The organism is Mycobacterium sp. P4_H6, from assembly GCF_056400845.1.
Genome location: NZ_JBFUKN010000036.1, coordinates 1 through 24,264, shown reverse-complemented (window position 1 = coordinate 24,264; position 24,264 = coordinate 1). Strand labels below are relative to the sequence as shown.

At 69.1% G+C, this 24,264-nt stretch carries 23 protein-coding genes and 1 tRNA gene; 9 read left to right on the top strand and 15 right to left on the bottom strand.

Annotated features, from left to right (window positions below; genetic code table 11):
- Positions 1-11 precede the first annotated feature (11 nt).
- From AC1DTF_RS16525 to AC1DTF_RS16495, 7 genes are all read right to left on the bottom strand, one after another.
- The gene (locus tag AC1DTF_RS16525; protein WP_057168263.1) at positions 12-686 is read right to left on the bottom strand and encodes a 50S ribosomal protein L25/general stress protein Ctc; all 675 of its coding nucleotides are present in this window, start codon (positions 684-686) and stop codon (positions 12-14) included.
- Positions 687-808: 122 nt separating this feature from the next.
- Positions 809-1,675, bottom strand: coding sequence for an oxidoreductase (locus AC1DTF_RS16520; RefSeq protein ID WP_477474842.1), 867 nt, complete (start codon positions 1,673-1,675; stop codon positions 809-811).
- 14 nt (positions 1,676-1,689) lie between these two features.
- Entirely contained in the window at positions 1,690-2,361 is a 672-nt protein-coding gene (locus AC1DTF_RS16515; RefSeq protein WP_477474841.1) for an LpqN/LpqT family lipoprotein, read from the bottom strand.
- Entirely contained in the window at positions 2,358-2,696 is a 339-nt protein-coding gene (gene arsC / locus AC1DTF_RS16510) for an arsenate reductase (glutaredoxin) (RefSeq protein WP_477474840.1), read from the bottom strand. Before arsC ends, AC1DTF_RS16515 begins: the two co-directional genes overlap by 4 nt.
- Before the next feature lie 2 nt (positions 2,697-2,698).
- Positions 2,699-3,679, bottom strand: coding sequence for a ribose-phosphate diphosphokinase (locus AC1DTF_RS16505; protein ID WP_057168259.1), 981 nt, complete (start codon positions 3,677-3,679; stop codon positions 2,699-2,701).
- An 88-nt stretch (positions 3,680-3,767) separates the two neighbouring features.
- Positions 3,768-5,159 carry a bifunctional UDP-N-acetylglucosamine diphosphorylase/glucosamine-1-phosphate N-acetyltransferase GlmU gene (glmU, locus tag AC1DTF_RS16500; protein WP_477474865.1) on the bottom strand — a complete coding sequence of 464 codons (1,392 nt, stop codon included), beginning with the start codon at positions 5,157-5,159 and terminating at the stop codon, positions 3,768-3,770.
- 106 nt (positions 5,160-5,265) lie between these two features.
- Positions 5,266-5,337 (bottom strand) — tRNA-Gln (locus AC1DTF_RS16495).
- 86 nt (positions 5,338-5,423) lie between these two features.
- Between AC1DTF_RS16495 and AC1DTF_RS16490 the strand changes: the two genes are divergently transcribed.
- Complete coding sequence (locus AC1DTF_RS16490; RefSeq protein WP_057168258.1) at positions 5,424-6,014, top strand: TetR/AcrR family transcriptional regulator; 591 nt, start codon at positions 5,424-5,426, stop codon at positions 6,012-6,014.
- Here the strand turns inward: AC1DTF_RS16490 and AC1DTF_RS16485 are convergent.
- Together AC1DTF_RS16485 and AC1DTF_RS16480 are read right to left on the bottom strand one after the other, a co-directional pair.
- On the bottom strand, positions 6,011-6,571 hold the full coding sequence (locus AC1DTF_RS16485) for an LppA family lipoprotein (RefSeq protein WP_477474839.1): 561 nt from the start codon (positions 6,569-6,571) through the stop codon (positions 6,011-6,013). The genes AC1DTF_RS16490 and AC1DTF_RS16485 overlap by 4 nt on opposite strands.
- Positions 6,571-8,139: an alpha/beta hydrolase gene (locus AC1DTF_RS16480; RefSeq protein ID WP_477474838.1), complete on the bottom strand. Its 1,569-nt coding sequence runs from the start codon at positions 8,137-8,139 to the stop codon at positions 6,571-6,573. Before AC1DTF_RS16480 ends, AC1DTF_RS16485 begins: the two co-directional genes overlap by 1 nt.
- 145 nt (positions 8,140-8,284) lie before the next feature.
- Between AC1DTF_RS16480 and mfd the strand changes: the two genes are divergently transcribed.
- Both mfd and AC1DTF_RS16470 read left to right on the top strand, forming a co-directional pair.
- Positions 8,285-11,902 carry a transcription-repair coupling factor gene (gene mfd, locus AC1DTF_RS16475; RefSeq protein ID WP_057168255.1) on the top strand — a complete coding sequence of 1,206 codons (3,618 nt, stop codon included), beginning with the start codon at positions 8,285-8,287 and terminating at the stop codon, positions 11,900-11,902.
- Entirely contained in the window at positions 11,899-12,816 is a 918-nt protein-coding gene (locus AC1DTF_RS16470) for a nucleoside triphosphate pyrophosphohydrolase (protein WP_477474837.1), read from the top strand. The genes mfd and AC1DTF_RS16470 overlap by 4 nt, the downstream gene beginning before the upstream one ends.
- A 72-nt stretch (positions 12,817-12,888) precedes the next feature.
- On the opposite strand, the gene AC1DTF_RS16465 is transcribed toward AC1DTF_RS16470, so the two are convergent.
- The 6 genes from AC1DTF_RS16465 to AC1DTF_RS16440 form a co-directional block, all read right to left on the bottom strand.
- Entirely contained in the window at positions 12,889-14,085 is a 1,197-nt protein-coding gene (locus AC1DTF_RS16465; protein WP_477474836.1) for a Dyp-type peroxidase, read from the bottom strand.
- Positions 14,078-14,572, bottom strand: a complete 495-nt coding sequence (locus tag AC1DTF_RS16460; RefSeq protein ID WP_477474835.1) for a copper chaperone PCu(A)C — start codon at positions 14,570-14,572, stop codon at positions 14,078-14,080. The genes AC1DTF_RS16465 and AC1DTF_RS16460 overlap by 8 nt, the downstream gene beginning before the upstream one ends.
- The gene (locus AC1DTF_RS16455) at positions 14,565-15,992 is read right to left on the bottom strand and encodes a PepSY-associated TM helix domain-containing protein (protein WP_477474834.1); all 1,428 of its coding nucleotides are present in this window, start codon (positions 15,990-15,992) and stop codon (positions 14,565-14,567) included. Before AC1DTF_RS16455 ends, AC1DTF_RS16460 begins: the two co-directional genes overlap by 8 nt.
- Positions 15,993-16,097: 105 nt before the next feature.
- The gene (locus AC1DTF_RS16450) at positions 16,098-16,643 is read right to left on the bottom strand and encodes a hypothetical protein (protein ID WP_057168250.1); all 546 of its coding nucleotides are present in this window, start codon (positions 16,641-16,643) and stop codon (positions 16,098-16,100) included.
- Positions 16,644-16,662: 19 nt separating this feature from the next.
- A complete protein-coding gene (locus AC1DTF_RS16445) occupies positions 16,663-17,940 on the bottom strand; it encodes a Dyp-type peroxidase (protein WP_477474833.1) in 1,278 nt (425 codons plus the stop codon).
- On the bottom strand, positions 17,937-18,872 hold the full coding sequence (locus AC1DTF_RS16440; protein WP_057168248.1) for an EfeM/EfeO family lipoprotein: 936 nt from the start codon (positions 18,870-18,872) through the stop codon (positions 17,937-17,939). The genes AC1DTF_RS16445 and AC1DTF_RS16440 overlap by 4 nt, the downstream gene beginning before the upstream one ends.
- Positions 18,873-19,132: 260 nt before the next feature.
- Here AC1DTF_RS16440 and AC1DTF_RS16435 point away from each other — a divergent pair, with 260 nt between their 5' ends.
- The 6 genes from AC1DTF_RS16435 to AC1DTF_RS16410 all read left to right on the top strand — a co-directional run bounded on the left by AC1DTF_RS16435 (position 19,133) and on the right by AC1DTF_RS16410 (position 24,065).
- On the top strand, positions 19,133-19,867 hold the full coding sequence (locus AC1DTF_RS16435) for a lytic transglycosylase domain-containing protein (RefSeq protein WP_477474864.1): 735 nt from the start codon (positions 19,133-19,135) through the stop codon (positions 19,865-19,867).
- An 82-nt stretch (positions 19,868-19,949) separates the two neighbouring features.
- Positions 19,950-21,239: a phosphopyruvate hydratase gene (gene eno, locus AC1DTF_RS16430; protein WP_477474832.1), complete on the top strand. Its 1,290-nt coding sequence runs from the start codon at positions 19,950-19,952 to the stop codon at positions 21,237-21,239.
- 9 nt (positions 21,240-21,248) lie between these two features.
- Entirely contained in the window at positions 21,249-21,962 is a 714-nt protein-coding gene (locus tag AC1DTF_RS16425; protein ID WP_057168246.1) for an FtsB family cell division protein, read from the top strand.
- Positions 21,955-22,446, top strand: a complete 492-nt coding sequence (locus tag AC1DTF_RS16420) for a DUF501 domain-containing protein (RefSeq protein WP_057168245.1) — start codon at positions 21,955-21,957, stop codon at positions 22,444-22,446. The genes AC1DTF_RS16425 and AC1DTF_RS16420 overlap by 8 nt, the downstream gene beginning before the upstream one ends.
- On the top strand, positions 22,443-23,381 hold the full coding sequence (locus tag AC1DTF_RS16415; RefSeq protein ID WP_477474831.1) for a Ppx/GppA phosphatase family protein: 939 nt from the start codon (positions 22,443-22,445) through the stop codon (positions 23,379-23,381). Before AC1DTF_RS16420 ends, AC1DTF_RS16415 begins: the two co-directional genes overlap by 4 nt.
- Before the next feature lie 33 nt (positions 23,382-23,414).
- Positions 23,415-24,065, top strand: coding sequence for a hypothetical protein (locus AC1DTF_RS16410; protein ID WP_477474830.1), 651 nt, complete (start codon positions 23,415-23,417; stop codon positions 24,063-24,065).
- Positions 24,066-24,264: the final 199 nt, after the last annotated feature.

Here is a 24,264-nt window from a genome sequence, read left to right as displayed (position 1 = left end):
ATTCCCCGGAGTTACTCGGAGGCTTCGGCTTCGCCCTCGGCTGCTTCGCCCTCGCCCTCGGCGGCGTCATCCTCGGCCGGAGCGGCGGTGTCGTCGGCCTCGCCGGCGCCATCGCTCTCCAGGTCCTCAGCGGTCGGCGCCGCGACGACGTTGACCACCAGGGTCTCGGGATCGACGTTCAGGCTGACGCCCTTGGGCAGGTCGAGCTGAGCGGCGGTGATCTGGGTGCCGACCTTGGCGCCCTCGACCGACACGGTGATCTGCTCGGGGATGGACATCGCCTCGGCCTCGACGGCGATGGTGTTGGCTTCCTGGGTGACCAGCGTGCCGGGGGCCGCTTCGCCCTCGACGAGCACGTTGATGTCCACGTTGACCTTCTCGCCACGCACCACGACGAGCAGGTCGACGTGCTGGATGTTGCGGCGGACCGGGTGGATGTCCAGCGCCTTGGTCAGCGCGAGCGACTCGGTGCCCTCGATGTCCAGGGTCAGGACGGCGTTGGTGCCGGAGTGGCGCATCACGGCGGCGAAATCGCGCGCGTTGAGCTCCAGGTGCTGGGGCTCGGTGCCGTGGCCGTACAGCACGGTGGGGATGAGGCCGTCGCGGCGGGCCTGGCGCGAGGCGCCCTTGCCCGTACGGGTGCGCACGGTCGCGGTGAGCTTGTTGGGGGCCGAGTTCTTGGCCATGTGTCGTTACTCCTGTGCCGGTGTGGTGAAAAGCACGGCCAGGGACGAAGAGACAGTTCCCGTCGATAACGGTGGTCGGACCACCCTCGCCGTGATGGGGCCCAGGCTATCCCAGAACACCCTCAGATCTGAAATTCGGTGCCGGTGAGCTGCGCGGACAGCGCCCACAGCCCGGCAGCGGTCCGGGGGTTGCGCGCCAGCGGGCTGCGTGGGCTGGGGCCGGTCGGTCCGCCCATCCCGAACCGCGGGCCGATGAAACTGTCGCCGGGCACGTCGGCGGCGACCGCGTACAACGTCTGCCGGGCCCCGAAGTCGGCGTCGGTGGCGATCCGGTTCGCGGCCTTCCAGAACTTGTCGCCGGTGGTGTTGCCGGYCTGGCCCTGCAGGTTGGTCGCCGAGTACCCGGGGTGCGCGGCGACCGCGAGGACCGGCGAACCGGCGGCGGTCAGCTTGCGTTGCAATTCGCTGGTGAACAGCAGGTTGGCCAGCTTGGACTGCCCGTAGGCCAGCCACGCCGAGTAGGGCCGCGACTTCCAGTTCAGGTCCTTGAGGCTGATCACGCCGAGCAGGTGCATCATCGAGGACACCGTCACCACCCGGTCGGTGATCTTGGGCAGCAGCAGGTTGGTCAGCGCGAAATGCCCGAGATGGTTGGTGCCGATCTGGCTCTCGAACCCGTCGGCGGTCTGCGCGTACGGGACGGCCATGATGCCGGCGTTGTTGATCAGCACGTCCACCGCGTCGGTCTGCTCGGCGAAGGCGCGTACCGACGCCAGGTCCTGCAGATCGAGCGCGCGGACCGCGACATCGCCGGTCATCGTGGCGGCGGCGTCATCGCCCTTGGCGGTGTTGCGGACGGCGAGCACCACCGAGGCCCCGACCCGGGCCAGTTCGCGCGCGGTGATCAGCCCGAGCCCGCTGTTGGCGCCGGTGACGATGACGCGGCGGCCGGCGAAGGAAGGCAGGTCCGAGGCGGTCCATGAACTCATGGTGGCCAGGGTAACTACTTCGCCGCGACGTTGAACCCCGAGATGATCTGCTCGATCGCCGCGCCCTTGGCCTCGGCGTCATCGGCGAAGCTGGTGATGGTCAGCTGCACCAGGTACTTCTGCGCTTTGGGTTCCAGCTGACCCGGCGCGGGTTTGTCGGGCATCTTCCCGGTGGCGAACACGATCCGGTTGTAGGCCTGCATGCGTTGCCCGCTGACGTCGTAGGTGCCCTCGATCATCGAGGACGGAAAACCCTTGAAGTCATCGCGAGAACCGTTGAGCTTCTTGAAGTTCTCCGACACCTCGGCGTCGACGTCGGCATGCTTGAGCGCCTCCGCGGTGTCGAAGTCGCCGTCCAGGGTGAACACCATCAGCATGGCCGTCGGATAGGTCTCGCCGTCGGCGATCACCCGGGTTCCGGGCGCCAGATTGGTGTTGGTGTAGTCGTGCCAGCCCGGCGGCCGGGGCACCGTCACGGCCAGATCGGTGAGCTTCTCCGGGGCGACCGGTTGCCCTTTCACCCCGACGCCCTCCAGGTAGGCCGAGAGCGGGACCGACTCCTGCGAGGTGGTCTGGGTCGGCTGTGCCGGGGTGGTCGACAGCAACGACTGGTAGTCCGGGGTGGCTTCACCGCAGCCGGTCAGCAGCGTCGCCGCGGCCGCCAGCGCCGCAAGTGCAGCTCTCACAAGATCTCGTGGACCTTGTCGATCGGGCGCGTCAGCCGGGTGCCCTTGTCGGTGACCACGAACGGCCGTTCGATCAGAATCGGATGTTCTGCCATCGCGTCGAGTAGCTCGTCATCGGAGGCGTCGGCCAAACCCAGTTCGCTGTAGAGGGATTCGCGTTTGCGGACAGCCGAGCCCACGTCGATCCCGGCATCGGCGATCATGGCGGCCAGCTCGGCCCGCGAGGGCGGGGTCTTCAGGTACAGCACGATCTCGGGCTCGATACCGTTCTCGCGCAACAGATCCAGCGTCTTGCGCGAGGTCGAGCACTTCGGGTTGTGGAGGATTCGCGCCACGGTTACGCGGATCCGTCGAACAATCCGGTGACCGAACCGTTGTCGAACACCGCCCGGATGGTGTTGGCCAGCAGCGGCGCGATCGAGAGCACGGTGAGCTGCGGGAACCGCTTCTCCTCGCCGATGGGCAGGGTGTTGGTGACGATGACTTCCCGCGCGCCGCAGTCGGCCAGTCGCTGGGCGGCCGGGTCGGACAGCACGCCGTGCGTCGCGGCGATGATGACGTCCTTGGCCCCGTCCTCGCGCAGCAGGTTGACCGCGCCGGCGATGGTGCCGCCGGTGTCGATCATGTCGTCGGTCAGGATGCAGGTCTTGCCCCTGACCTCGCCGACCACCCGGTTGGACTTGACCTGGTTGGGCACCAACGGATCACGGGTCTTGTGGATGAACGCCAGCGGCACACCGCCGAGCGCGTCGGCCCACTTCTCGGCGACGCGCACCCGGCCGGAGTCGGGGGAGACGACGACCTTGTCGGCGTCGGCGTAATTCTCCGCGATGTACCCGGTGAGCAGCTTCTGGGCGCGCATGTGATCCACCGGGCCGTCGAAGAAGCCCTGGATCTGGTCGGTGTGCAGATCGACGGTGACGATGCGGTCGGCGCCGGCGGTCTTGTACAGATCGGCGACCAGGCGCGCGGAGATGGGTTCACGGCCGCGGTGCTTCTTGTCCTGGCGCGCGTACGGGTAGAACGGCAGGATCGCGGTGATCCGCTTGGCGCTACCGCGCTTGAGCGCGTCGATCATGAGGAGCTGTTCCATCAACCACTGGTTCAGTGGCGCGGGATGGCTCTGCAGTACGAAGGCGTCGCAGCCACGTACCGATTCGTCGAAACGGACGAATATCTCACCGTTGGCGAAGTCGCGCGCGGTCTGCGCGGTGACCGGAACATCGAGTTCCTTGGCCACCTGCTCGGCCAGCTCGGGGTGGGCCCGACCCGAGAAGAGCATCAGGTTCTTACGGTTGTCGGTCCAGTCGTGGCTCATTTAGGTGCCTTCGCCAGTCGGGTCGATTACGCGCCAATCGTACGTAGCTTTCCTGACCGGTCGTGGCCGGGTTACCGGAACGCCAACATCAGGCGTCGGGTTCGGGTGCCCCGGCCTTGCGCGCGGCCTCGGCCGACGCGCTTGCTGGGCGCTTGCGCAGCACCCACCCCTCGATGGTGCGCTGCGTGTTGTCCGAGACGGCCAGCGCGCCGGGCGGAACGTCGTCGCGCAGGACGGTGCCCGCCCCGGTGTAGGCGCCATCCCCGACGGTCACCGGGGCCACGAACATGGTGTCCGAACCGGTCCTGACGTGGGAGCCGATCGTGGTGCGGCGCTTGGTCTCACCGTCGTAGTTGACGAAGACGCTGGAGGCGCCGATGTTGCTCTGCTCGCCGATGTCGGCGTCCCCGACATAGGTCAGGTGCGGCACCTTGGTGCCAGTGCCGATCTTCGAGTTCTTGGTCTCGACGAACGCGCCGAGCTTGCCGTCGGCGCCCAGTTCGGTGCCCGGCCGCAGATAGGTGAACGGTCCGACGGTGGCGCCCGCCCCGATGACCGACAGCTCGCCGTGGGTGCGGATGACCGACGCGCTGTCACCGATCTCCATGGAGGTGAGCGTGCTGCCGGGGCCGATGGTGCAGTCGGTGCCGATCGCGGTGGCGCCGAGCAGCTGGGTGCCCGGATGCACCACGGTGTCGGCACCGATCTCCACGTCCACGTCGATCCAGGTGGTGGCCGGGTCGATGATCGTCACCCCGGCCCGCTGATGGCGTTCGACGGTGCGCCGGTTCAGCTCGGCGCCCAGCGCGGCGAGCTGGACGCGGTCGTTGACCCCGGAGACCTCGGTGGTGTCGGCGACGTGCTGGGCGCGCACGGTGTGCCCCTCGGCACGCAGGATGGCCACCGCATCGGTGATGTACAGCTCGCCCTGGGCGTTGTCGGTGCTCAGCCGGGTCAGCGCCGAGCGCAGCGCGGCGGCCTCGAAGGCGTACACCCCGGAATTGATCTCGGCGATGGACCGCTGGGCCTCGTCGGCGTCGGCCTGCTCGACGATGGCCGCCACCTCACCCTCGGCGTCCCGGATGATGCGCCCGTATCCGGTGGGGTCGGCCAGCGTGGTGGTCAGGATGGTGGCTCGGGCGCCCGCATGCGCGGCGGTCAGGGTGGTCAGGGTGGGCCCGCCGAGCAACGGCACATCGGCGGTGGTGACCACCACGGTGCCGGTGAAGTCGTCGGGCAGACCGGAGAGTCCGACGCTGACGGCGTGCCCGGTCCCGAGTTGTTCGTCCTGCACCACGGTGCTGATCCGGCTGTTGGTGCGGGCGGCCACCCGGGTCACCTCGTCGTTGACCTGGTCGCGGCCGTGCCCGACCACCACCACGATGTGGGTGGGGGTGAGCGCGTTCAGCGCGTGCAGGACGTGGGCCAGCATGCTGCGCCCGCCGAGGGGGTGCAGCACCTTGGGGGTGGCCGAGCGCATCCGGGTGCCCGCGCCGGCGGCCAGCACGATCACGGCGGTTTCGGTGGTTGACACGGATTTCTCCTCCGGCGACGCGGTCAGTTCGGGGTCGCTCACGGCAGGGTTGCTCCGTCGCCAGGACTCGAACCTGAACTATCTGAACCAAAATCAGAGGTGCTGCCGATTACACCACGACGGACTGATCAACCCGAGACTCTAGTCGAAAGCTATAGGCTCCTCGGTGTGGCTGCACCTGATAAAGAGACTCGTGCGCCCCGCGCCCGGATGACCGGCAGCGAACGTCGTCAACAGCTCATCGCGATAGCCAGGTCCCTGTTCGCCGAACGCGGCTATGACGGCACCTCGGTGGAGGAGATCGCGCAGCGCGCCAACGTGTCCAAACCCGTCGTCTACGAGCATTTCGGCGGCAAGGAGGGCCTCTACGCGGTCGTCGTCGACCGCGAGATGTCCACCCTGCTGGACCGGATCACCGCCTCGCTGACCAACAACCGGTCCCGGGTGCGCGTCGAGCTGGTGGCGCTGGCCCTGCTGACCTACGTCGAGGAACACACCGACGGGTTCCGCATCCTCATCCGCGACTCCCCGGCGGCCATCACCGAGGGCACCTACGCGACGCTGCTCAACGACGCTGTCAACCAGGTGGCCTCCATCCTGGCCGGGGACTTCTCCCGGCGCGGTCTGGATCCGGATCTGGCGCCGCTGTACGCCCAGGCGCTGGTCGGGTCGGTGTCGATGACGGCGCAGTGGTGGCTCGATGTGCGTGAGCCGCCCAAGGAGGTCGTGGCCGCGCACGTGGTCAACCTGTGCTGGAACGGGCTGACGCATCTGGAGCCGGATCCCAAGCTCGAGGACTAGCGGGCCTGCTGCTTCTGCTCGGCGGTCAGGTAACACCCGGTACCGACGTACATGGTGGACGCCTGCATCGATCCGAACGCGAGCCGGCCGTTGTCGGCGTCCCGGATGGTCAGATCCTTGGCGACATCGTCGGTGGCGTTCTCGGTGCGGCTGACGACATCGGTGTAGCCGAACTTCGCGGCGATGTCGATGACGGTCCGGGAGGCCTGATCCCACAGCGCGGCGGGCACGGGCACCTTCGACACGTAATGCGGGCTGAAGTAGATGCTGCCGTCGGTGGACCCGAAGTCACCGCACACCGAGGAATGCGGTTCGCCGTGCGGCAGCCACCGTGCGCCGGGCACGACATCGGCGAGCGCGGTGGTGATCTCGCCGATCATCCGGTCGCGGTCGGCGATGACCTGTTCGGCGTCGCGACGCTCCAGCAGGGTGCCGAGTTCCTCGGGCGTGCCGTAGCCGTGATCGCCTTCGCCTGTGACCGGGGGCATGGTGTCAAACATATGGCCGCACCCCGCCAGCGCGAGCACCATCGCCAGCGCGAGTATCAGTCGTCCCATCACGGCTCCACCTTCACGTAGCGGTCGTCTTGTCCCAGTCCGGCCACCACCACCGCCTGGTTGTAGAGGGCGGTGGTGTCGACGAACGAATACCTGCTGTGGCCCGTCGATTCGTCGCGCGGGCCCAGCGCGGTGGTCTCGGCATTGGTGGACAGGTCGGTGAAGCCGACCAGGTCCGAGGGGATCGTCTGGCCGAAGATGCGCGCATTGGCCACCAGGTCGTCTTTGGCGTGCTGGACGTAGACGTGCCCTTCGGACAGGTGCAGATCCTGAACCGATGTCGGCACCCGGTACTGCTGCGGGTCGGTCTCCAGTCCCGGCGATCCCATGAACACCACGTCATCGGCGGCGGTGCCGCGTTGCAGCGCCTCGCTGGCCAGGGTGGACCCGTAGGAGTGCCCGAGCACCGTCAGATGTGGGTCCGTGTCGCGTGAACTGTCGATGCCGTTGATGAACGAGGCGAGCTCGGGGGCGTTGTCGTCCGCGTAGTGCGGGCGGGTGGCCTGCAGGACGTTGGACGGCGGCTCGTAGCCCAGCCAGGCGACGGTCGCCACGGTCTCGTCGGTCTTGCCCGCGTCCAGCAGCACCCGCTCGGTCTCGGTCTTCAGCCATTCCGACTGCTCGATGTAGGCCGGCAGGTCGTTGCCGTCGGTCGGGTTGTCCCACGGGATGGAGCCGGTGCCGGGCACGTACACGCTGACGTGATCGGCGGTGTCGACATTGCCGATCGCCAGCGCCACCTTCGGGTGATCGCCGTCGAAATCCACCACCAGGAGCTGACGGGTGCCCTGCTTGGCGAGGGCGGCGTCGATCTCGGCGATCGTCGCGCGCTCCTGGTCGGTGAGGTTCGGGTCCCGGCGCAGCGTCTCCAGCCGGTTCCGGTTCGCCAGATCGCGTGCCGTGCCGGGCACCCCGTCGAGGTTGCCGATCCACTCCGGCTTCTCGGCGATGAGGCGCTGCTGTTCCTCGGGGCTGAGCCCGTCCCACCACTGGTTCACCTCGGTGTCGGTGGCGCCCTCGGGTGGTTTCAGCTCCTCGATATCGGGTGCGGGGGGCGGTTCGGCGGGCAGCTCGCCGCCGGGAGCGTTCAGCGGGGCGGCGTTCGTGACGGCATCGGCGGTGGCCTGGTCGACGGCGTCGAACTGCTGCAGCAGCGTTTTCAGCACGGTGCTGTACGCGGCGGCGACCTGCGGGGTCATCGGGCCGCCACTGCCGGACGGGGTGACGGTGCCGTCGGCGCCGACGGTGGCGCCCAGGGCGACGGCCTGCTGGGTGACGTCGACGACGGCCTGGCGCAGCGGGGTGAGATTGGTACCGCCGGTGCTCAGCGTGGTCTGAATCGTCTGCAACTGCTGCCGCAGTTCGGTGAGCCGTTCCAGGGTCTTCCGGGCGTCGGCCACGGCGGCCGCGGACGCGTCGCCGTCCCAGCCGGCGGCCAGCCCGGCCAGCGTGCGCCGCTGGGTGTCGATCGAGGTGTCCAGCTGGGCGATCTTGGCCTGCAGCTGCGCCGCGGCGTCGGACAGTGTCGCGGGATTACTGGCGGTGACCTGGGGAATCGTGACCGTCACCGCGTCACCCCGGTCATGTCGCCCCCGCCCCCATGAATGCCTGCCAGCACGTTAACACCGTGGCGGCCACCGTTCGGTCACCAAAATTCCGGGTATTCCGGCGCGAGATTCGTCACTGAAGGGTGCCGCCTAGGATGGAGCCATCATGACCGCACCGGGGCACACGCATGTCCAAAACTCGATCGCGGGGCTCGTCGACCTGGCGCTCAGCTCGCCCACCTTCACCGATCTGATCGACCGCGCACAGACCCGTCCGGACTCGCTGGCGATGGTCGGGCCGGCCAGCGCGCGGCTGTTCGCCGCCGCCGCGCTGGCGCGCACCGGCCCGCTGCTGGTGGTGACCGCCACCGGCCGCGAGGCCGACGACCTGACCGCCGAACTGCAGGCCGTCTTCGGCGACGCCGTCGCGCTGTTCCCGTCCTGGGAGACGCTGCCCCACGAGCGGCTCTCACCCGGCGTGGAGACGGTCGGCGCCCGGATGATGCTGCTGCGCAGGCTCGCGCATCCCGAGGACGAACACCTGGGGCCACCGCTGCGGGTCGTCGTCACCACCACCCGCTCGCTGCTACAGCCGATGGTGATCGACCTCGGTGACATCGAACCGGTGACGCTCGCCGTCGGGGCCGATTCCGATTTCGATGCCACCATCGCCCGGCTGGTCGAGCTGGCCTACACCCGGGTGGACATGGTGGCCAAGCGCGGCGAGTTCGCGGTCCGCGGCGGCATCCTCGACATCTTCCCGCCGACCGCCGAACACCCTGTGCGCGTCGAGTTCTGGGGTGACGAGGTCAGCGAGATGCGGATGTTCTCGGTGGCCGATCAGCGGTCCATCACCGAGATCGAGATCAATCACCTGGTGGCCGTTCCGTGCCGGGAGATCCTGCTCAGCGATGCGGTCAAGGAACGCGCGGGTCAACTCGTCGACGCCGGCCCGCAGACCGACAACACCGTCGCCGGCGGCGTCGGCGACATGCTGGCCAAGCTCGCCGAGGGCATTCCGGTCGACGGGATGGAGGCGCTGCTGCCGGTGCTGCAGCCCGACGCGCTGACCCTGCTCACCACGCACCTGCCCGAGGGCACGCCGGTGCTGGTGTGCGACCCGGAGAAGGTGCGCTCGCGCGCCGCCGACCTGATCCGCACCGGCCGGGAGTTCCTGGAGGCGTCCTGGTCGGTCGCTGCCATCGGCGGGGCCGCACCGGTCGATATCGAAGCGCTCGGCGGTTCCGGTTTCCGCGAACTCGACGAGGTGCGGGCCGCGGCCGGCCGCTGGTGGACGCTGAGCCAGCTCAACGACGAATCGGCGCTGGAACTCGATATCCGGCCCGCTCCCTCGGCGCGCAGCCAAAACGCGGTCGAGGAGATCTTCGCCATGCTGCGCGCGCATGTCCTCACCGGTGGGTACGGCGTGGTGGTGACGCCGGGCACCGGTACCGCGCACCGCGTCGTCGAACAGCTCGGTGAATCCGACACGCCGGCAGCGCTTCTGGAGCCCGGCGCGCAGCCCGCGGCCGGCGTGGTCGGCGTGCTCAAGGGACCGCTGCACGACGGGCTGGTGATCCCCGGGGCCAACCTGGTCATCATCACCGAGACCGACCTCACCGGTAACCGGGTCGCGGCCACCGACGGGAAAAGGCTTGCCGCCAAACGCCGCAACGTCGTCGACCCGCTGGCGCTGGCCGCAGGCGATCTGGTGGTGCACGATCAACACGGCATCGGCAAGTTCGTCGAGATGACCGAACGGGTGATCGGCGGCGCGCGCCGCGAATACCTGGTGCTGGAATACGCGTCGTCCAAGCGGGGCGGTGGTACCGACAAGCTGTACGTGCCGATGGACTCCCTGGACCAGCTGTCCCGGTATGTCGGCGGCCAGGCGCCCACCCTGAGCCGCCTCGGCGGCAGCGACTGGACCAACACGAAAACCAAGGCGCGCAAGGCTGTTCGGGAGATCGCCGGTGAGCTGGTGTCGCTGTACGCCAAACGCCAGGCCGCCCCGGGCCACGCGTTCGGGCCGGACACCCCGTGGCAGGCCGAGATGGAGGATGCGTTCGGCTTCACCGAGACCATGGACCAGCTGACCGCCATCACCGAGGTCAAGGCCGATATGGAGAAGCCGGTCCCGATGGACCGGGTGATCTGCGGTGACGTCGGCTACGGCAAGACCGAGATCGCGGTCCGCGCAGCATTCAAGGCCGTGCAGGACGGTAAGCAGGTGGCGGTGCTGGTGCCGACGACACTGCTGGCCGACCAGCATCTGCAGACCTTCACCGCCCGCACCGCGGGCTTCCCGGTCACCGTGAAGGGGCTGTCCCGGTTCACCGATGGGGCCGACTCGAAGGCCACCCTGGAGGGGATGGCCGACGGTTCGGTGGACATCGTCATCGGCACGCACCGGCTGCTGCAGACCGCGGTGCGCTGGAAGGACCTCGGGCTGGTGATCGTCGACGAGGAACAGCGTTTCGGTGTCGAGCACAAGGAACACATCAAGAGCCTGCGGACCCACGTCGACGTCCTGACCATGAGCGCCACCCCGATTCCGCGCACCCTCGAGATGAGCCTGGCCGGCATCCGCGAGATGTCGACCATCCTGACGCCGCCCGAGGAACGGTTCCCGGTGCTCACCTACGTCGGCCCGCACGACGACAAGCAGGTCGCCGCGGCGCTGCGCCGCGAACTGCTGCGCGACGGGCAGGCGTTCTACATCCACAACCGGGTCAAGTCGATCGATCAGGCCGCCGCACGGGTACAGGCCATGGTGCCGGAGGCGCGCGTGGTGGTGGCACACGGCCAGATGGCCGAGGAGACCCTGGAGAAGACCGTCGAGGGCTTCTGGAATCGTGACTACGACATCCTGGTCTGCACCACCATCGTGGAGACCGGCCTGGACATCTCGAACGCCAACACCCTGATCGTGGAGCGCGCCGACACCTTCGGTCTGTCGCAGCTGCACCAGCTGCGCGGCCGGGTTGGCCGGAGCCGCGAGCGCGGGTACGCGTACTTCCTGTATCCGCCGGAGGTGCCGCTGACCGAGACCGCCCATGACCGGCTGGCCACCATCGCCCAGAACAACGAACTCGGCGCTGGTATGGCAGTGGCCATGAAGGACTTGGAGATTCGCGGCGCGGGCAACGTGCTGGGTGTCGAACAGTCCGGCCACGTCGCCGGCGTCGGGTTCGATCTGTACGTGCGGCTGGTGGGTGAGGCCGTCGAGGCCTACCGCGCCGCCGTGGACGGCAAGACCGTCAGCACCGTCGAGGAACCCAAGGATGTGCGCATCGACCTGCCGGTCGACGCCCACTTCCCGCCGGATTACATCGGCAGCGACCGGCTGCGGCTGGAGGCCTACCGCAGGCTGGCCGCGGCCTCCGACGCGGCCGGGGTGGACCGCGTCATCGAGGAACTCGTCGACCGCTACGGTCCGCTGCCCGAGCCGGCACAACGCCTGATCGCGGTGGCGCGGCTGCGGCTGCTGTGCCGCGAATACGGGGTCACCGAGGTGGCGACGATCTCCGATGCCACCATCAAGGTCGCACCGTTGACGCTGCTGGACTCCGGTCAGATGCGGCTCAAGCGGGTCTACCCGGGGTCGGCCTACCGGGCGACGACGTCGACGGTGCAGATCCCGATTCCGCGGGCAGGCACCGGGGTGGGCGCCCCGCGTATCCGCGACCTCGAACTGCTGCAAGCGGTTGCGGGTCTTCTGCTGGCCCTGGACGGTCGACCGGCCAATGAGGTCGACATCACCGCTATGGGAGGTGCGCAATGACAGTCGTCCTGGTCGACCCGCGCCGGCCTTCCCAGGTGCCGGTGGAAGCCGTCGGCCTGCTCGCCGGTGACGTGCAGTACACCGAGGAGATGCCGATCAAGGTGCCGTGGTCGCTGCCCTCGGCGCGCCCGGACTACGCCGGCGAACCGGCCCCGGTGCTGCTGTCCTCGGATCCCGACCATCCCAGTGTGAAGGCCCGGCTGGCGGCGGGGGAGCAGCTGATCGCGGCGCCCGGCCCGCAGGCCGGCGAGCGGCTGGTCGACGCGGTCGCGATCATGGACAAGCTGCGCACCGACGGCCCGTGGGAGAGCGAGCAGACCCACGATTCGCTGCGGCGCTACCTGCTGGAGGAGACCTACGAGCTGTTCGACGCGGTGCGCGGCGGCGACGCCGAGGAACTGCGCGAGGAACTCGGAGATGTGTTGCTGCAAGTGCTTTTTCACTCCCGCATCGCCGAGGACGCGCCGGCTCACCCGTTCGGCATCGACGATGTCGCTGACGCGCTGGTCCGCAAACTGGGCAACCGGGCGGCCGGGGTGCTCGCCGGTGACTCGGTGTCACTGGAGGAGCAGCTCGCCCAGTGGGAGGAACGCAAGCGCAACGAGAAGGTGCGCGACTCCTGCATGGACGATGTCCCGACCGGACAGCCCGCGCTGGCGCTGACGCAGAAGGTGCTCGAACGCTGCGCCGGAGCGGGGATCCCCGACGAATTGATCCCCGATGCGCTGCGCGAGGTGCGGATCGGGGTGGACTCCGACGCCGAGAACACCCTGCGCACAGCCACACTGGAGTTCATCGACACGGTCCGCCGCACCGAGCAGGCCATCGAGGCCGCCCGCGGCGGCGACGCCATCGGGGAGGCGCCGTCAGATCCGATCGGCGCCGACGAATGGCGCGCCCACTGGCCCGGCTGAACCCTCTTCGCCGAAACTGTATTCCAGACGGCGGGCTCTCGAACTTTGCCCTCTGGAATACAGTTTCGGCGGTCATGACAGTAGGGTCTGCCCCAACCAGTCGCCCTCGGCCACACCCGGCAGCATCGCGAACGTCGCCGACCCCACCGTGGTGATCCACTGGTTCATCGCGTCCGCGTCGGCCAATCGCTGCTGCACCGGGATGAACTGGCGCGCCGGGTCCCTCAAATAGCTCGCGAAGATCAGCCCGCTGTCGGTGGTCACCCCGGCGGGTGGGGGATCGTCGTAGTTGTAGGGCCGCCGCAGGAACCGCTCGTCGTCATTGTGGTGACGTGCCAGCGCGATATGCGAATTGGGCGGAATGACCGGGATGCCGCCCACCTGCGCGTCCAGATCGGGCACGTCGTCCTCACGTGTCCCGGTCAGCGGGGCGCCGGTGTCCAGACGTCGGCCCACCGCGAATTCCTTGCTGGCCCGGTCGAGTTCGTCCCAGGTGTCCATCTCGGCGCGGATCCGGCGCAGCACCAGGATGGTGCCCCCGGCGAACCACGGCTGCCCGGCGCCCTCGTCCCAGATGAACCGGTCGAACTCTCCGGCATCCCGGAGGTTCGCGGTGCCGTCCACCTGCCCCATCAGGTTGCGCATGGTGCGGCCCGATCCGTCGGCACCATGCGCATGCCGGAAACCGTTCTGACGCCAGCGTTGCCGCGTCATCGCCCGCACGTTCTTCAGCAACACCCGGCTGGTATGCGCGACGACCATCGGGTCGTCGGCGCAGATCTGCAGCAGCACGTCGCCGCCGCAGAACGCCGGGTCGAGCCGGTCGGTCCGGAACGCGGGCATCGCGATGGCGGTCGGCGGCCGCCGGTGCGCCAGTCCGATGCCGTCGAACAGTGCGGGGCCCAACCCGACGCTGACGGTCAGTCGTGCCGGACGTGCGGCCAGTTCGGGTTCGGTATCGGCKAGGGCAGGTCGGCCCTGGGTGAGCCTGGCCGCGTCCGCCGACCACAGCTTGAGCACCGCGGCCAGCGTCGCGCGGGCGCTGCGCCCGGCATCCGGCGTCAGATCGAGTGCGACGAACAGCGCGTGGGCCTGCGGCGCGGTGGTGATGCCGCCCTGGTGCATGCCGTAAAACGGCTCGGCGTTACCGCCGAAACCGTCGGCTGCCGGGGTGGCGGATTGCGCGGCCCCGCATTGGGTGAGGGCGGCGCCGGCGGCCAGCGCGGCGGCGCCCCCGGTGAGGAGGCGCCGCCGGTTGACATCAACCATGGCCGTTGTGCCCGGGCTGGTATTCCTCGTTGGCCCCGGCGAAGTCCCGCACCTGCACGGTGACCGGCAGCGTGGAACCGTCCTCGAACTGCACCGTGAGTGCGATATCGGAGCCCGCCGACAGCGGTGCGGTGAGATCCATCAGCATCAGATGATCACCGCCCGGCGCCAGTTCGTGGCTCCCGCCGGCCGGCAGCACGATCCCACCTTCCTTGGGGCGCATGGTTTTCGTACCGGCCTCGCCGGCGACCTCATGCACCTCGACGTGACCCGCCGCCGGCGAGCTGCCGGACACGATGCGGGCCTCGTGGTGCCCGTGGTTGACCAGCGTGCCGAACACCGCGGCCATCTCGCCGTCGCCGGCCGACGCCCACTGCTCTTCGAGCACCACCTCGGAGGCCATCGCGTGGTCGGAGTGCTCCGCGGTGGGCGAGGTGCAACCGGTGGCCAGCAGCGCGACGACCAGAGCGATCAGAAACCTACGCATCGGAAAGCTCCTTGCGCCGCTTGGCCGCACCGATGGCGAGGTCCAGCACCACGAAGGCGGCCAACGAGATTCCAAGCAGCGGAAGGAACCAGCCGACCGCCACCGCGGCCACCGTCAGCACACCGATCGTGACAGGGGACAGCCGCCGCAGGCCGCCCCGCACCGGTGGGCGGCCGACCGCCCACGCTGATCCGCGGGTCGGGCGGCGCTGCCACCACATTCGGTATCCACCGACGATCACCGCGACCAGCGCGACCGCGATACCGAGCAGTAGCAGCTGGTTCAGCAGGCCGAACAGCAGACCCATGTGCCCGCGGATACCCCAGTCGGCGAGCATGGCGACCACCGAATAGTCACGCCAGTAATCGATTTCGCTGGTCACCGTGTTGGTCGCCGGATCCACCGAGGCGGCGTTCGTGGTCAGCCGGTAGGGCTTCTCGATCTCGGCAACGCCGATGCCCTGTCCGGGTTCGGCGGGCAGCGTCACCTCCAGCGGCAGGCGCACACCCGCGCCGGCCGCGGCGCGAAGCACCGCATCGAAATCGACAGGTCCGGACCCGCTCACCGGTGCCGTGTGCCCGGTGTGGCCGGCGTGTTCGTCGGGCACCACGGCCGCCGCCGGCGTCAGGGCGGTGTCCAGCGCCGGACGCTTCCAGTTCATCGCCGACCGCAGTTCGGTGACGTGCTCCCCGGCGTACGTCGACCAGGTGATGCCGGTGGCGGACAGGAACAGCAGTGCCGCGAGCAGCCACACACCGGTGGTGCCATGCCAGTTCATGGTGCGGGCACGGCCCTTGAGGCTGCGATCGAGGCGCAGCACGCGGCCGGGCCGGTTGCGGCGACGCTCGGCGGCCGCCTTGGTCAGCCACAGCACCACACCGCCGAGGGCGACCACCCACAGCCAGGAGGCCGCGAGCTCGCTGTAGACGCGGCCCGGTTCGCCGAGGTTGAGGTGCCGGTGGAAGCCGTCCAGCCAGGTGCTCACCGGCAGGTAACCCAGCCAGCTCGCCTCGTCGCCGAGCACCCGCCCGGTGTACGGGTCGACGAAGACCGCACGCTGCAGTTCCTCGTCGAGGGAGGGGTCGGCGAAGTACACCCGGGTGGAGTCACCCGGATCGGCGGCCGGGCGCATGCCGGTCATGGTCAACGCCGGGAAGGCGTTCTGCGCGGCGGCGGCCTGGTCGTCCAGCGCGATGGGCTGGCCGGATTCCGGCACGGTCAGGATGTCGCCGTAGACGACGCGTTCGATGGACGGGGCCATCGCGTACAGGCCGCCGGTGAGCGCGGCGATCAGGATGAACGGGGCGATCAGCACACCCGCGTAGAAGTGCAGGCGCACCACCAGGGGGCGCCAACTGCGCCGCGGTGGTCCTGGGTCGGTGGTGGACGTGGATTCGACGGTGTCGCCGGATTGGGTCATGAAAGCTGCCTTCAGCAGAAGCGATGGGTGGGACGCAGCGCCCGATGAAGCAGGCGTGCGGACGGCCGCGACCGGAGGAGCGCGGCATCGTGACAGGAGCGACCGCTATGCGGTCGCGACGCCACCCATCGGCGGGGCGCGCATGCCCAGCCCGGTACGCCACAGAAGTGACTGTGCGACAACGTTGTTGGTACGGCGCCGGGTGCGCGGAGGCGCCGGGCGCGGGCTGACGGTCGCGAAGAGCCGCAGCCAGCGCAGCACCGATGAGCACACCAGGTACAGGTGCTCGACGGCGCCGATGGCGATACCGAGCACCACCGCCGCCCCGGCGTGGGCCGCGAACATAGCGGGGCTCAGGCCCAGACCGCCCCCACCGTGATGGCCGCCGGCCAACGCCAGGGTGAGGTGACCGAGCAACTGCGCGGCACCCAGGGCCGCGATCAGTGCGAGCAGTTGGGCGTGCCGGTTCTGCAGCCGGATGCCGGCCGCGGCCGCACCCGAGGTGGCGCACACCAGCAGCGCCGCGACCAGGGCGGCGCCGTGCGGGAACACGCCCGACGCGGCGGCGTGCGCACCGGTGGTGCCGGCCGCTGCGCTGACACCGACCAGCCCAGCGCGCAGCCGGTGCGCGCGTCTTGCCGGCGTGGTCACGAGCGGGACTCTACTACGACTAGTAGTCGACGAGCCGGTCGCCGAGGAACCGGTCGTGGCCCGTCACCCCGGGCAGCACGAAGAAGAACCCGCCGCCCACGGGCATGATGTACTCCTCCAGCGGCTCGCCCTTGAGCCGTTCCTGCACGGTCAGGAAGCCTTTCTGCAGGCTGCGCTGGTAGGCGACGAACGCCAGGCCCTGATCGAGGCGGCCGGCGCCGTCGAAACCGCGCGAGTAGTTGAAGCCGCGGCGCAGGATGAGGTTCTCTTCGGTTTCCGGGGTGCGCGGGTTGGCCAGCCGGATGTGCGCGTTCAGCTTGATCCGAGCGCCGTCCGGGTCCGCCGGGAAGTCCGGGTCGTCGAACTCGCCGGTCATGCCGAGCGGTGCGCCGCTGACCTTGGCCCGGCCGATCAGTGCCTCCTGCTCGATGAGCTGGGTACGGTCCCAGAACTCGACGAAGTTCCGGATGATGCGCACGGCCTGATAGGTCCCGCCGACGGCCCAGTCGGGCTCGTCGTCGTCGGCACCCACCCACACATGGCGATTCATCACGGCGTCGTCGGCCACGTCAAGATTGGAGGTACCGTCCTTGAACCCCAGCAGGTTTCGCGGGGTGGCGGCGTCTTTGTTCGAGCTGACGGCGGCGCGCCCGGCGCCGATGCCCCGGGCGTAGCCGTCGATCATCCAGCGCAACACCAGATCGCTGCGGGTGCGACGCATCAACTGCCGCAACGCGAACTGCATCGTGTCGTTGTGGCCGGACTCGAAGATGATGGAGATGTCGCCGTGCGACAGCTTGGGATCCAGCCGGTCATTGGCCAGGAACGGCATGGTGACCAGCTCGCGGGGTTTGCGATCGGCCAACCCGAAGCGGCCGTCGAACAGGGATGCCCCGACACCGACCACAATGGACAGATTGTCGGCGGGCGGCTTCTCGCCGAGGATCCCGGAGTCCATCGGTGGATAGGCGGGATCCCTTGTCTCGGGCGGCTTTCCGGCCATCAGGCCGCGGATCTCGTCGGTGAGCTCGCGCAGCGTCGAGGTCAGTTCGGCGCGGTTGCGGGCGTGCACGTTGAACGATGCGATCAGCCCCTGTTCGGGGATGGGCAGCGCGGTGATCCCGGCCTGGTGCGGGCCCTCGAATTCGATGAACCGTTCGGTGGCGGTGACCCCGGGCGACGCACTGTCCGAGGAACAGCCCGCGAGCGCGCCCGCTCCCACCGCGGCGCCGGTACCGAGGGCACCCGCGACGAATCCGCGGCGGGAGATCCCGCGACGTGGTGACTCCTGCGTCACTGCAGTTTCAGTACTCCCGAGACCTGCGACAGATTCTCGGACAAGCCGGCCAACTGCGCCTTGAGAGTATCGATGACCTGGGGCGTCACCGTGACGGCCGGGCACCGGTCAGACGGGTAAGGGTCGTTTTCGGTGCAGTAGAGCACCCAGCCGTCACCTTGGCGCAGGGGCTGCAGGGTGGCGTAGATCTCGGTGATGCCGCCGTCGATCTTGCCGAGCAGCGCGGGATCGACCTCCTGAAGGGCCGGCGTGAGCTTGTCGACGGCGGCCTGTGAACCCTGCAGGTTTGCGTCGAAGTCCCACAGGTCGGTCTTGGAGTACCGCTCTTCTTCACCGGTGATCTTGCCGGACGACACCTCTTCGATGAGCTCGGAGGCTCCGGTGGCCACCTTCAGCGGTGGCACCTCGAGCTTGGCCATCTCGTCCTTCAGCCCGGCGATATCGGCGTCGAGCTGGTCGGCGAACGGGGCGCCGCCATCGGTGGTGTTCTTGACGAACAACAGGTACTCCAGGCGGTGCCAGCCGGTGAATGCCGGATCGTCTTCGTTGGCGAAGTCGTCCACGCGGGAGTCGACCTTGCCGTCGACGTCCGGAATGAGCTCGGCGAGCGGCTCGATGCGCTCCCACGGCATACGGGACGGCGCGTAGGCGTCCTGGGCGGCCTTCACGTCACCAGCGCGGACCGCGTCGGTGAACACCTTGACGGCGGCAATTAGTTCATCGACCTGGGCGATCGAATACGCCTTGTACTCGTCGCCGACCTTCTCGGTCAGCGGGTTGGGGGCCGCTGCCTCAGAGCTGGTCGCCGACGCGCCCGACGTGGCACTCGAGGTCGACGCGTCCGAGCCGCTGTCCGAGCTGTTGCTCGAACAGCCGCTGAGAATGAGTGCTGCCGCGACAACCGGTATCTGCCAGGCGAAATGCCGTCCCATCGATCCTCCTCTAGTGAATGTCAGCACAGTACCTGTTCGACCTACGTTGGATAGGCATACCTAGCTCATCGGCTCCGATTCGCCGGTTCAGGGATGCCGGTCGGCGCCACCGTTACTCTTGATCGGGGGATATCGGCCCCCATCTGTCGTTGTTATTGCCGGTGGTTTGAGGGAGAGCCTTGTCCGACATAGGGAGTGTGTCGCGCCCGGCGCCGACCGTTCCCGCAGCGATCTCCGACCCGGAACCGGCGCCCAACGCGGTGACGCGACGGCTCCGTTGGTGGCGGGTGGCCGCCGTGCTGACCGCGACGCTGCTGCTGCTGGCCTCCAGTTGTTCGTTCCAGACCGGTGACCCGATTCCCGAGGGTGTGCCGCCGCCACGCGGCGCCGCCGTCCCCGAGATCGATACGAACGCCACCGGCCGGCCCGCCGACCAGCTCAGCGACTGGGCGGCCGAGCTGGCACCGGCGATCGGCATCCCGGCCAAGGCCCTGGAGGCCTACGCCTATGCCGCGCGGGTGGCCCAGGTGGTCAACCCCAAGTGCAATCTGGCCTGGACGACGCTGGCCGGTATCGGGATGATCGAGAGCCATCACGGCACCTATCAGGGGGCCACCATCGCGCCGAACGGCGACGTGCGCCCACCGATCCGTGGTGTGCAGCTCGACGGCACGCTGGGCAACATGCAGATCCTCGACACCGACAACGGAGCGCTGGACGGGGATCCGCACCTGGACCGGGCGATGGGGCCCATGCAGTTCATCCCGGAGACCTGGCGGCTGTACGGGGTGGACGCCAACAACGACAACGTCATCAGCCCGGACAACTTCGACGACGCGGCGCTCTCGGCGGCGGGCTATCTGTGCTGGCGGGGCAAGGACTTGTCGACCCCGCGGGGCTGGATGGAGGCGCTGCGCGCCTACAACCTGTCCAACCAGTACGCGCGCAGCGTCCGGGACTGGGCCACCGCTTACGCCGACGGTCATCCCATCTGAGCACGCCGCGCCGACGCGCAACCTCTAGGCTCTTATGAGCACAAGACCCAGTAAGAGATCAGTCTTCACCAAGGAGGAGCCCGTGCCCATCATCGAACAGGTCGGAGCCCGCGAGATCCTGGATTCGCGCGGTAACCCGACCGTTGAGGTCGAGGTGGCCCTGATCGACGGAACAGTCGCCCGGGCCGCAGTGCCCTCCGGCGCCTCGACCGGCGAGCACGAGGCTGTGGAGTTGCGTGACGGCGGTAGCCGCTACGGCGGCAAGGGCGTGGAGAAGGCCGTCGAGGCCGTGCTCGACGAGATCGCCCCGGCGGTCATCGGGCTGTCCGCCGACGACCAGCGGCTGATCGACCAGGCGCTGCTGGACCTGGACGGCACACCGGACAAGTCGCGGCTGGGCGCCAACGCCATCCTGGGCGTGTCCCTGGCGGTGGCCCGCGGTGCGGCCGAGTCGGCCGGCCTGCCGCTCTTCCGCTACATCGGCGGACCCAACGCCCACATCCTGCCGGTGCCGATGATGAACATCATCAATGGCGGCGCCCACGCCGACACCGGGGTGGACGTCCAGGAGTTCATGATCGCCCCGATCGGCGCGGCCACCTTCAAGGAATCGCTGCGCTGGGGCGCGGAGGTCTACCACTCGCTCAAGTCGGTGCTCAAGAAGCAGGGCCTGTCCACCGGTCTGGGTGACGAGGGCGGTTTCGCGCCTGATCTGCCCGGCACCAAGGCCGCGCTCGATCTGATCGGCACCGCCATCGAGGGCGCCGGTTTCAAGCTCGGCACCGAGATCGCGCTGGCGCTCGACGTGGCGGCCACCGAGTTCCACACCGAGGGCACCGGATACGCGTTCGAGAAGGAGACCCGCACCGCGGAGCAGATGGCGGAGTTCTACGCCGGTCTGCTCGACGGGTACCCGCTGGTCTCCATCGAGGATCCGCTGTCCGAGGACGACTGGGACGGCTGGGTCGCGCTGACGGCCGCCATCGGCGACCGGGTGCAGCTGGTCGGTGACGACCTCTTCGTCACCAACCCCGAGCGCCTGGAGGAGGGCATCGAGAAGGGTGCCGCCAACGCGCTGCTGGTGAAGGTCAACCAGATCGGCACGCTGACCGAGACCCTGGATGCCGTGTCGCTGGCGCACAACAGCGGCTACCGCACCATGATGAGCCACCGTTCCGGTGAGACCGAGGACACCACCATCGCCGACCTGGCGGTGGCGGTGGGCAGCGGTCAGATCAAGACCGGTGCGCCGGCCCGCAGCGAGCGGGTGGCCAAGTACAACCAGTTGCTGCGCATCGAGGAGGCCCTCGGCGACGCCGCACGGTACGCCGGCGACCTCGCCTTCCCGCGTTTCGTGCCTGCGAGCCAGTAGAAACGCTCCATGCCCGACGCGAAACGGCCCGATCCGCGCCGCCGCGGCCCTGCCCCCCGGCCGGGCAAGGCGGGCGGGGCGGGCCGTCCGCGTTCGGCGTCGCGGCGTGAACCGCGCGCCATCGAGAGCCGGGAGGGCCGCGAGGCGCGGGAAGCGGCCGAGGTCCGCGAAACCGGGGCAGCATCCCCGGATGCCGGCCAGGACACCGTCGCCGAAGCGATCCGCAAATCGGTCGCCGAATCCGCCGAGCAGCAGTCCGATCAGCGCTTCGGGTCGGCTGCCCGGCGGGCGGCGATCCTGGCCGCGGTGGTGTGTGTGCTCACGCTGACCATCGCGGGCCCGGTGCGCACCTACTTCGCCCAGCGAACCGAGATGAATCAGTTGAAAACCGTTGAAGCGCAGCTCCGTTCGCAGATCGCAGATCTGGAGCAGCAGAAGATCAAGCTCGCCGACCCGGTGTTCATCGCGGCCCAGGCCCGCGAACGTCTGGGTTTCGTGATGCCCGGCGACATTCCCTATCAGGTGCAGTTGCCCCCGGGTGCCACCGCGGCCCCGGTGACCGGCCCCGATGCCCCGGAGGTGAAATCCGGTGACCCGTGGTACACCTCGCTGTGGCACACCATTGCCGATGCCCCACATGGGGTTTCGCCGGTGATCACGCCGGCTCCCGTGCCTGCCGAATCGGTCGACGTCCCTGCTGACCCCCCGCCCGCCGGTGGTTGACCAGGCCGACCTGGACGCCGTCGCGCAGCAACTCGGCCGTGAGCCGCGCGGCGTCCTGGAGATCGCGTACCGGTGCCCCAACGGCGAACCCGCCGTGGTGAAGACGGCACCCAAACTTCCCGACGGCACCCCGTTCCCGACGCTGTACTACCTGACCCACCCGGTGCTGACCGCCGCGGCGAGCCGGTTGGAGTCCTCGGGCCTGATGCGGGAGATGACCGACCGGCTGGCCGAGGATCCGGAGCTGGCCGCGGCCTATCTGCGCGCCCACGAGTCCTTCCTCGCCGAACGCGATGCCATCGAATCGCTGGGCACCACGTTCACCGGCGGCGGTATGCCCGACCGGGTCAAGTGCCTGCACGTGGTGATGGCGCACGCACTGGCCAAGGGGCCGGGGGTGAACCCGTTCGGCGATGAGGCGCTCGCCCTGCTGGCCGCCGAACCCGGTATGGCCGGAATCCTGGACAGCGAGGTGTGGACATGACGGTCGGCGCAGTCGACTGCGGGACCAATTCGATCCGGCTGCTCATCGCCGAACCCGGCGAGGACGGGCGGCTGCGGGATGTGCACCGCGAGATGCGCATCGTGCGCCTGGGCCAGGGTGTGGACGCCACCGGGGAGTTCGCGCCGGAAGCGCTGGCGCGCACCGAGTCCGCACTGTCCGACTACGTCGACCTGATGCGTGAGCACGGCGTGCGCACAGTCCGCATGGTGGCGACGTCGGCGGCCCGAGATGCCGGTAACCGTGACGAGTTCTTCGCGATGACCGCGCGGCTGCTGGGTTCGGTGTCGCCGGGCGCGGTCGCGGAGGTGATCACCGGCACCGAGGAAGCCGAGCTGTCGTTCCGCGGAGCGGTGGGTGAACTGGACACCGACGCAGCGCCTTTCGTCGTCGTCGACCTCGGCGGTGGCTCCACGGAGTTGGTGCTGGGCGCCTCCGAGGTGACAGCGTCCTTCTCGGCCGACATCGGCTGCGTGCGCATCAAGGAACGCTGCCTGCATTCGGATCCGCCGACGGCAGCCGAGATCGGCGCCGCCCGGGCGGTGGTGCGGGAACGGCTCGAAGAGGCGCTGGCGGTCGTGCCGGTCGAGGGCGCGCGTACCTGGGTGGGCGTGGCGGGCACCTTCACCACGCTGGCCGCGCTGGCACACCGGCTGCCGGCCTACGACCCGGCCGCGATTCATCTGTCGCGGACGGCTTTCAGCGATCTGCTGCCGGTCTGCGAGCAGCTCCTCGCGATGACCGGGGAGCAGCGACTGGCGCTCGGTCCCATGCACGAGGGCCGGGCCGATGTCATCCCGGGTGGGGCGATCATCGTGCAGGAACTGACCCGCGTACTGGCCGAACGGGCCGGGTTGAGCGAACTCGTGGTCAGTGAGCACGACATCCTGGACGGCATTGCGCTGTCCATCGCTTAGCGTGGTAACGGTGAAACGTGAGGAGGCAGCGGCGTGAGCACATGGAATTCGGGTGGTTCACCTCCGCCCGTCGTCCCGCGCCCGCCGGCGAGGCGCGGACCGAATATCGGCGTGATCGTCGGGATCACCGCCGCCGTGCTGGCCATCGGTGCCGGGGCGGCGTATCTGCTGTTGCGCCCGTCGGCGCCGGATGAGCCCGCCGCCGAACGGTCCACGGCACCGGAAACCTCAGCGGCGGAATCGGCTTCGGCCGACGCCGATGATCCCAACGCGCGGCTGATGAAGGCGCTGCCCAAGGGCTACCCGGACGGCGCGTGCAAGCCGGTGGCCCGGTTGGAAGGGGCGATGTCGACCATCGCCTGCACGGTCAACAGGGACCCGGGCGGCCCGATGTCCGCCACGTACTCACTGCTGCTGGACACCGCCGCGCTCAATGCCGCCATCGAGGATCTGGCGTCGACGTCGACCGTGGTGGACTGCCCGGGACGGATCCAGTCACCCGGACCGTGGCGGCACAACGCGTCGCTGCACGAGGTCAGCGGGACCCTGGTCTGCGGTATCCAGAACGACAATCCGATGCTGGCGTGGACCGATATCGACCAGCAGATGATCGCGGTGACCCAGGGTCGTCCGGCGGGGCCGACGCTGGATCACCTGTACAACTGGTGGACCACGCACTCCTGATCTCCTGACGAAAAAGTCCGGCGCCTTGGCTTTTGGCCAGGGCGCCGGACTTTTTCGGTGCGGATCAGGCGGCGGGCGGTGCGATGACCGGGGTGGTGATCGGTGCCGCGCCCTCGGGCAACGGGGTGCCCTGGCTGCCGGCCTCGGCCGGGGCCACGGGGGCTGCCGCGGCGCCTTCCACGGCGGCGGGGGCCGGCGC

Bases quoted from the DNA above. Each gene is read 5' to 3' on its own strand.
- mfd (WP_057168255.1), top strand. From the start codon at position 8,285: ATGACCGCACCGGGGCACACGCATGTCCAAAACTCGATCGCGGGGCTC.
- AC1DTF_RS16440 (WP_057168248.1), bottom strand. From the start codon at position 18,872: ATGGGACGGCATTTCGCCTGGCAGATACCGGTTGTCGCGGCAGCACTC.
- AC1DTF_RS16455 (WP_477474834.1), bottom strand. From the start codon at position 15,992: ATGACCCAATCCGGCGACACCGTCGAATCCACGTCCACCACCGACCCA.
- AC1DTF_RS16485 (WP_477474839.1), bottom strand. From the start codon at position 6,571: ATGGGACGACTGATACTCGCGCTGGCGATGGTGCTCGCGCTGGCGGGG.
- AC1DTF_RS16525 (WP_057168263.1), bottom strand. From the start codon at position 686: ATGGCCAAGAACTCGGCCCCCAACAAGCTCACCGCGACCGTGCGCACC.
- AC1DTF_RS16425 (WP_057168246.1), top strand. From the start codon at position 21,249: ATGCCCGACGCGAAACGGCCCGATCCGCGCCGCCGCGGCCCTGCCCCC.
- AC1DTF_RS16505 (WP_057168259.1), bottom strand. From the start codon at position 3,679: ATGAGCCACGACTGGACCGACAACCGTAAGAACCTGATGCTCTTCTCG.
- AC1DTF_RS16490 (WP_057168258.1), top strand. From the start codon at position 5,424: ATGACCGGCAGCGAACGTCGTCAACAGCTCATCGCGATAGCCAGGTCC.
- AC1DTF_RS16470 (WP_477474837.1), top strand. From the start codon at position 11,899: ATGACAGTCGTCCTGGTCGACCCGCGCCGGCCTTCCCAGGTGCCGGTG.
- AC1DTF_RS16415 (WP_477474831.1), top strand. From the start codon at position 22,443: ATGACGGTCGGCGCAGTCGACTGCGGGACCAATTCGATCCGGCTGCTC.
- AC1DTF_RS16460 (WP_477474835.1), bottom strand. From the start codon at position 14,572: ATGCGTAGGTTTCTGATCGCTCTGGTCGTCGCGCTGCTGGCCACCGGT.
- glmU (WP_477474865.1), bottom strand. From the start codon at position 5,159: ATGCGCTCGGCCACCCCCAAGGTGCTGCACCCCCTCGGCGGGCGCAGC.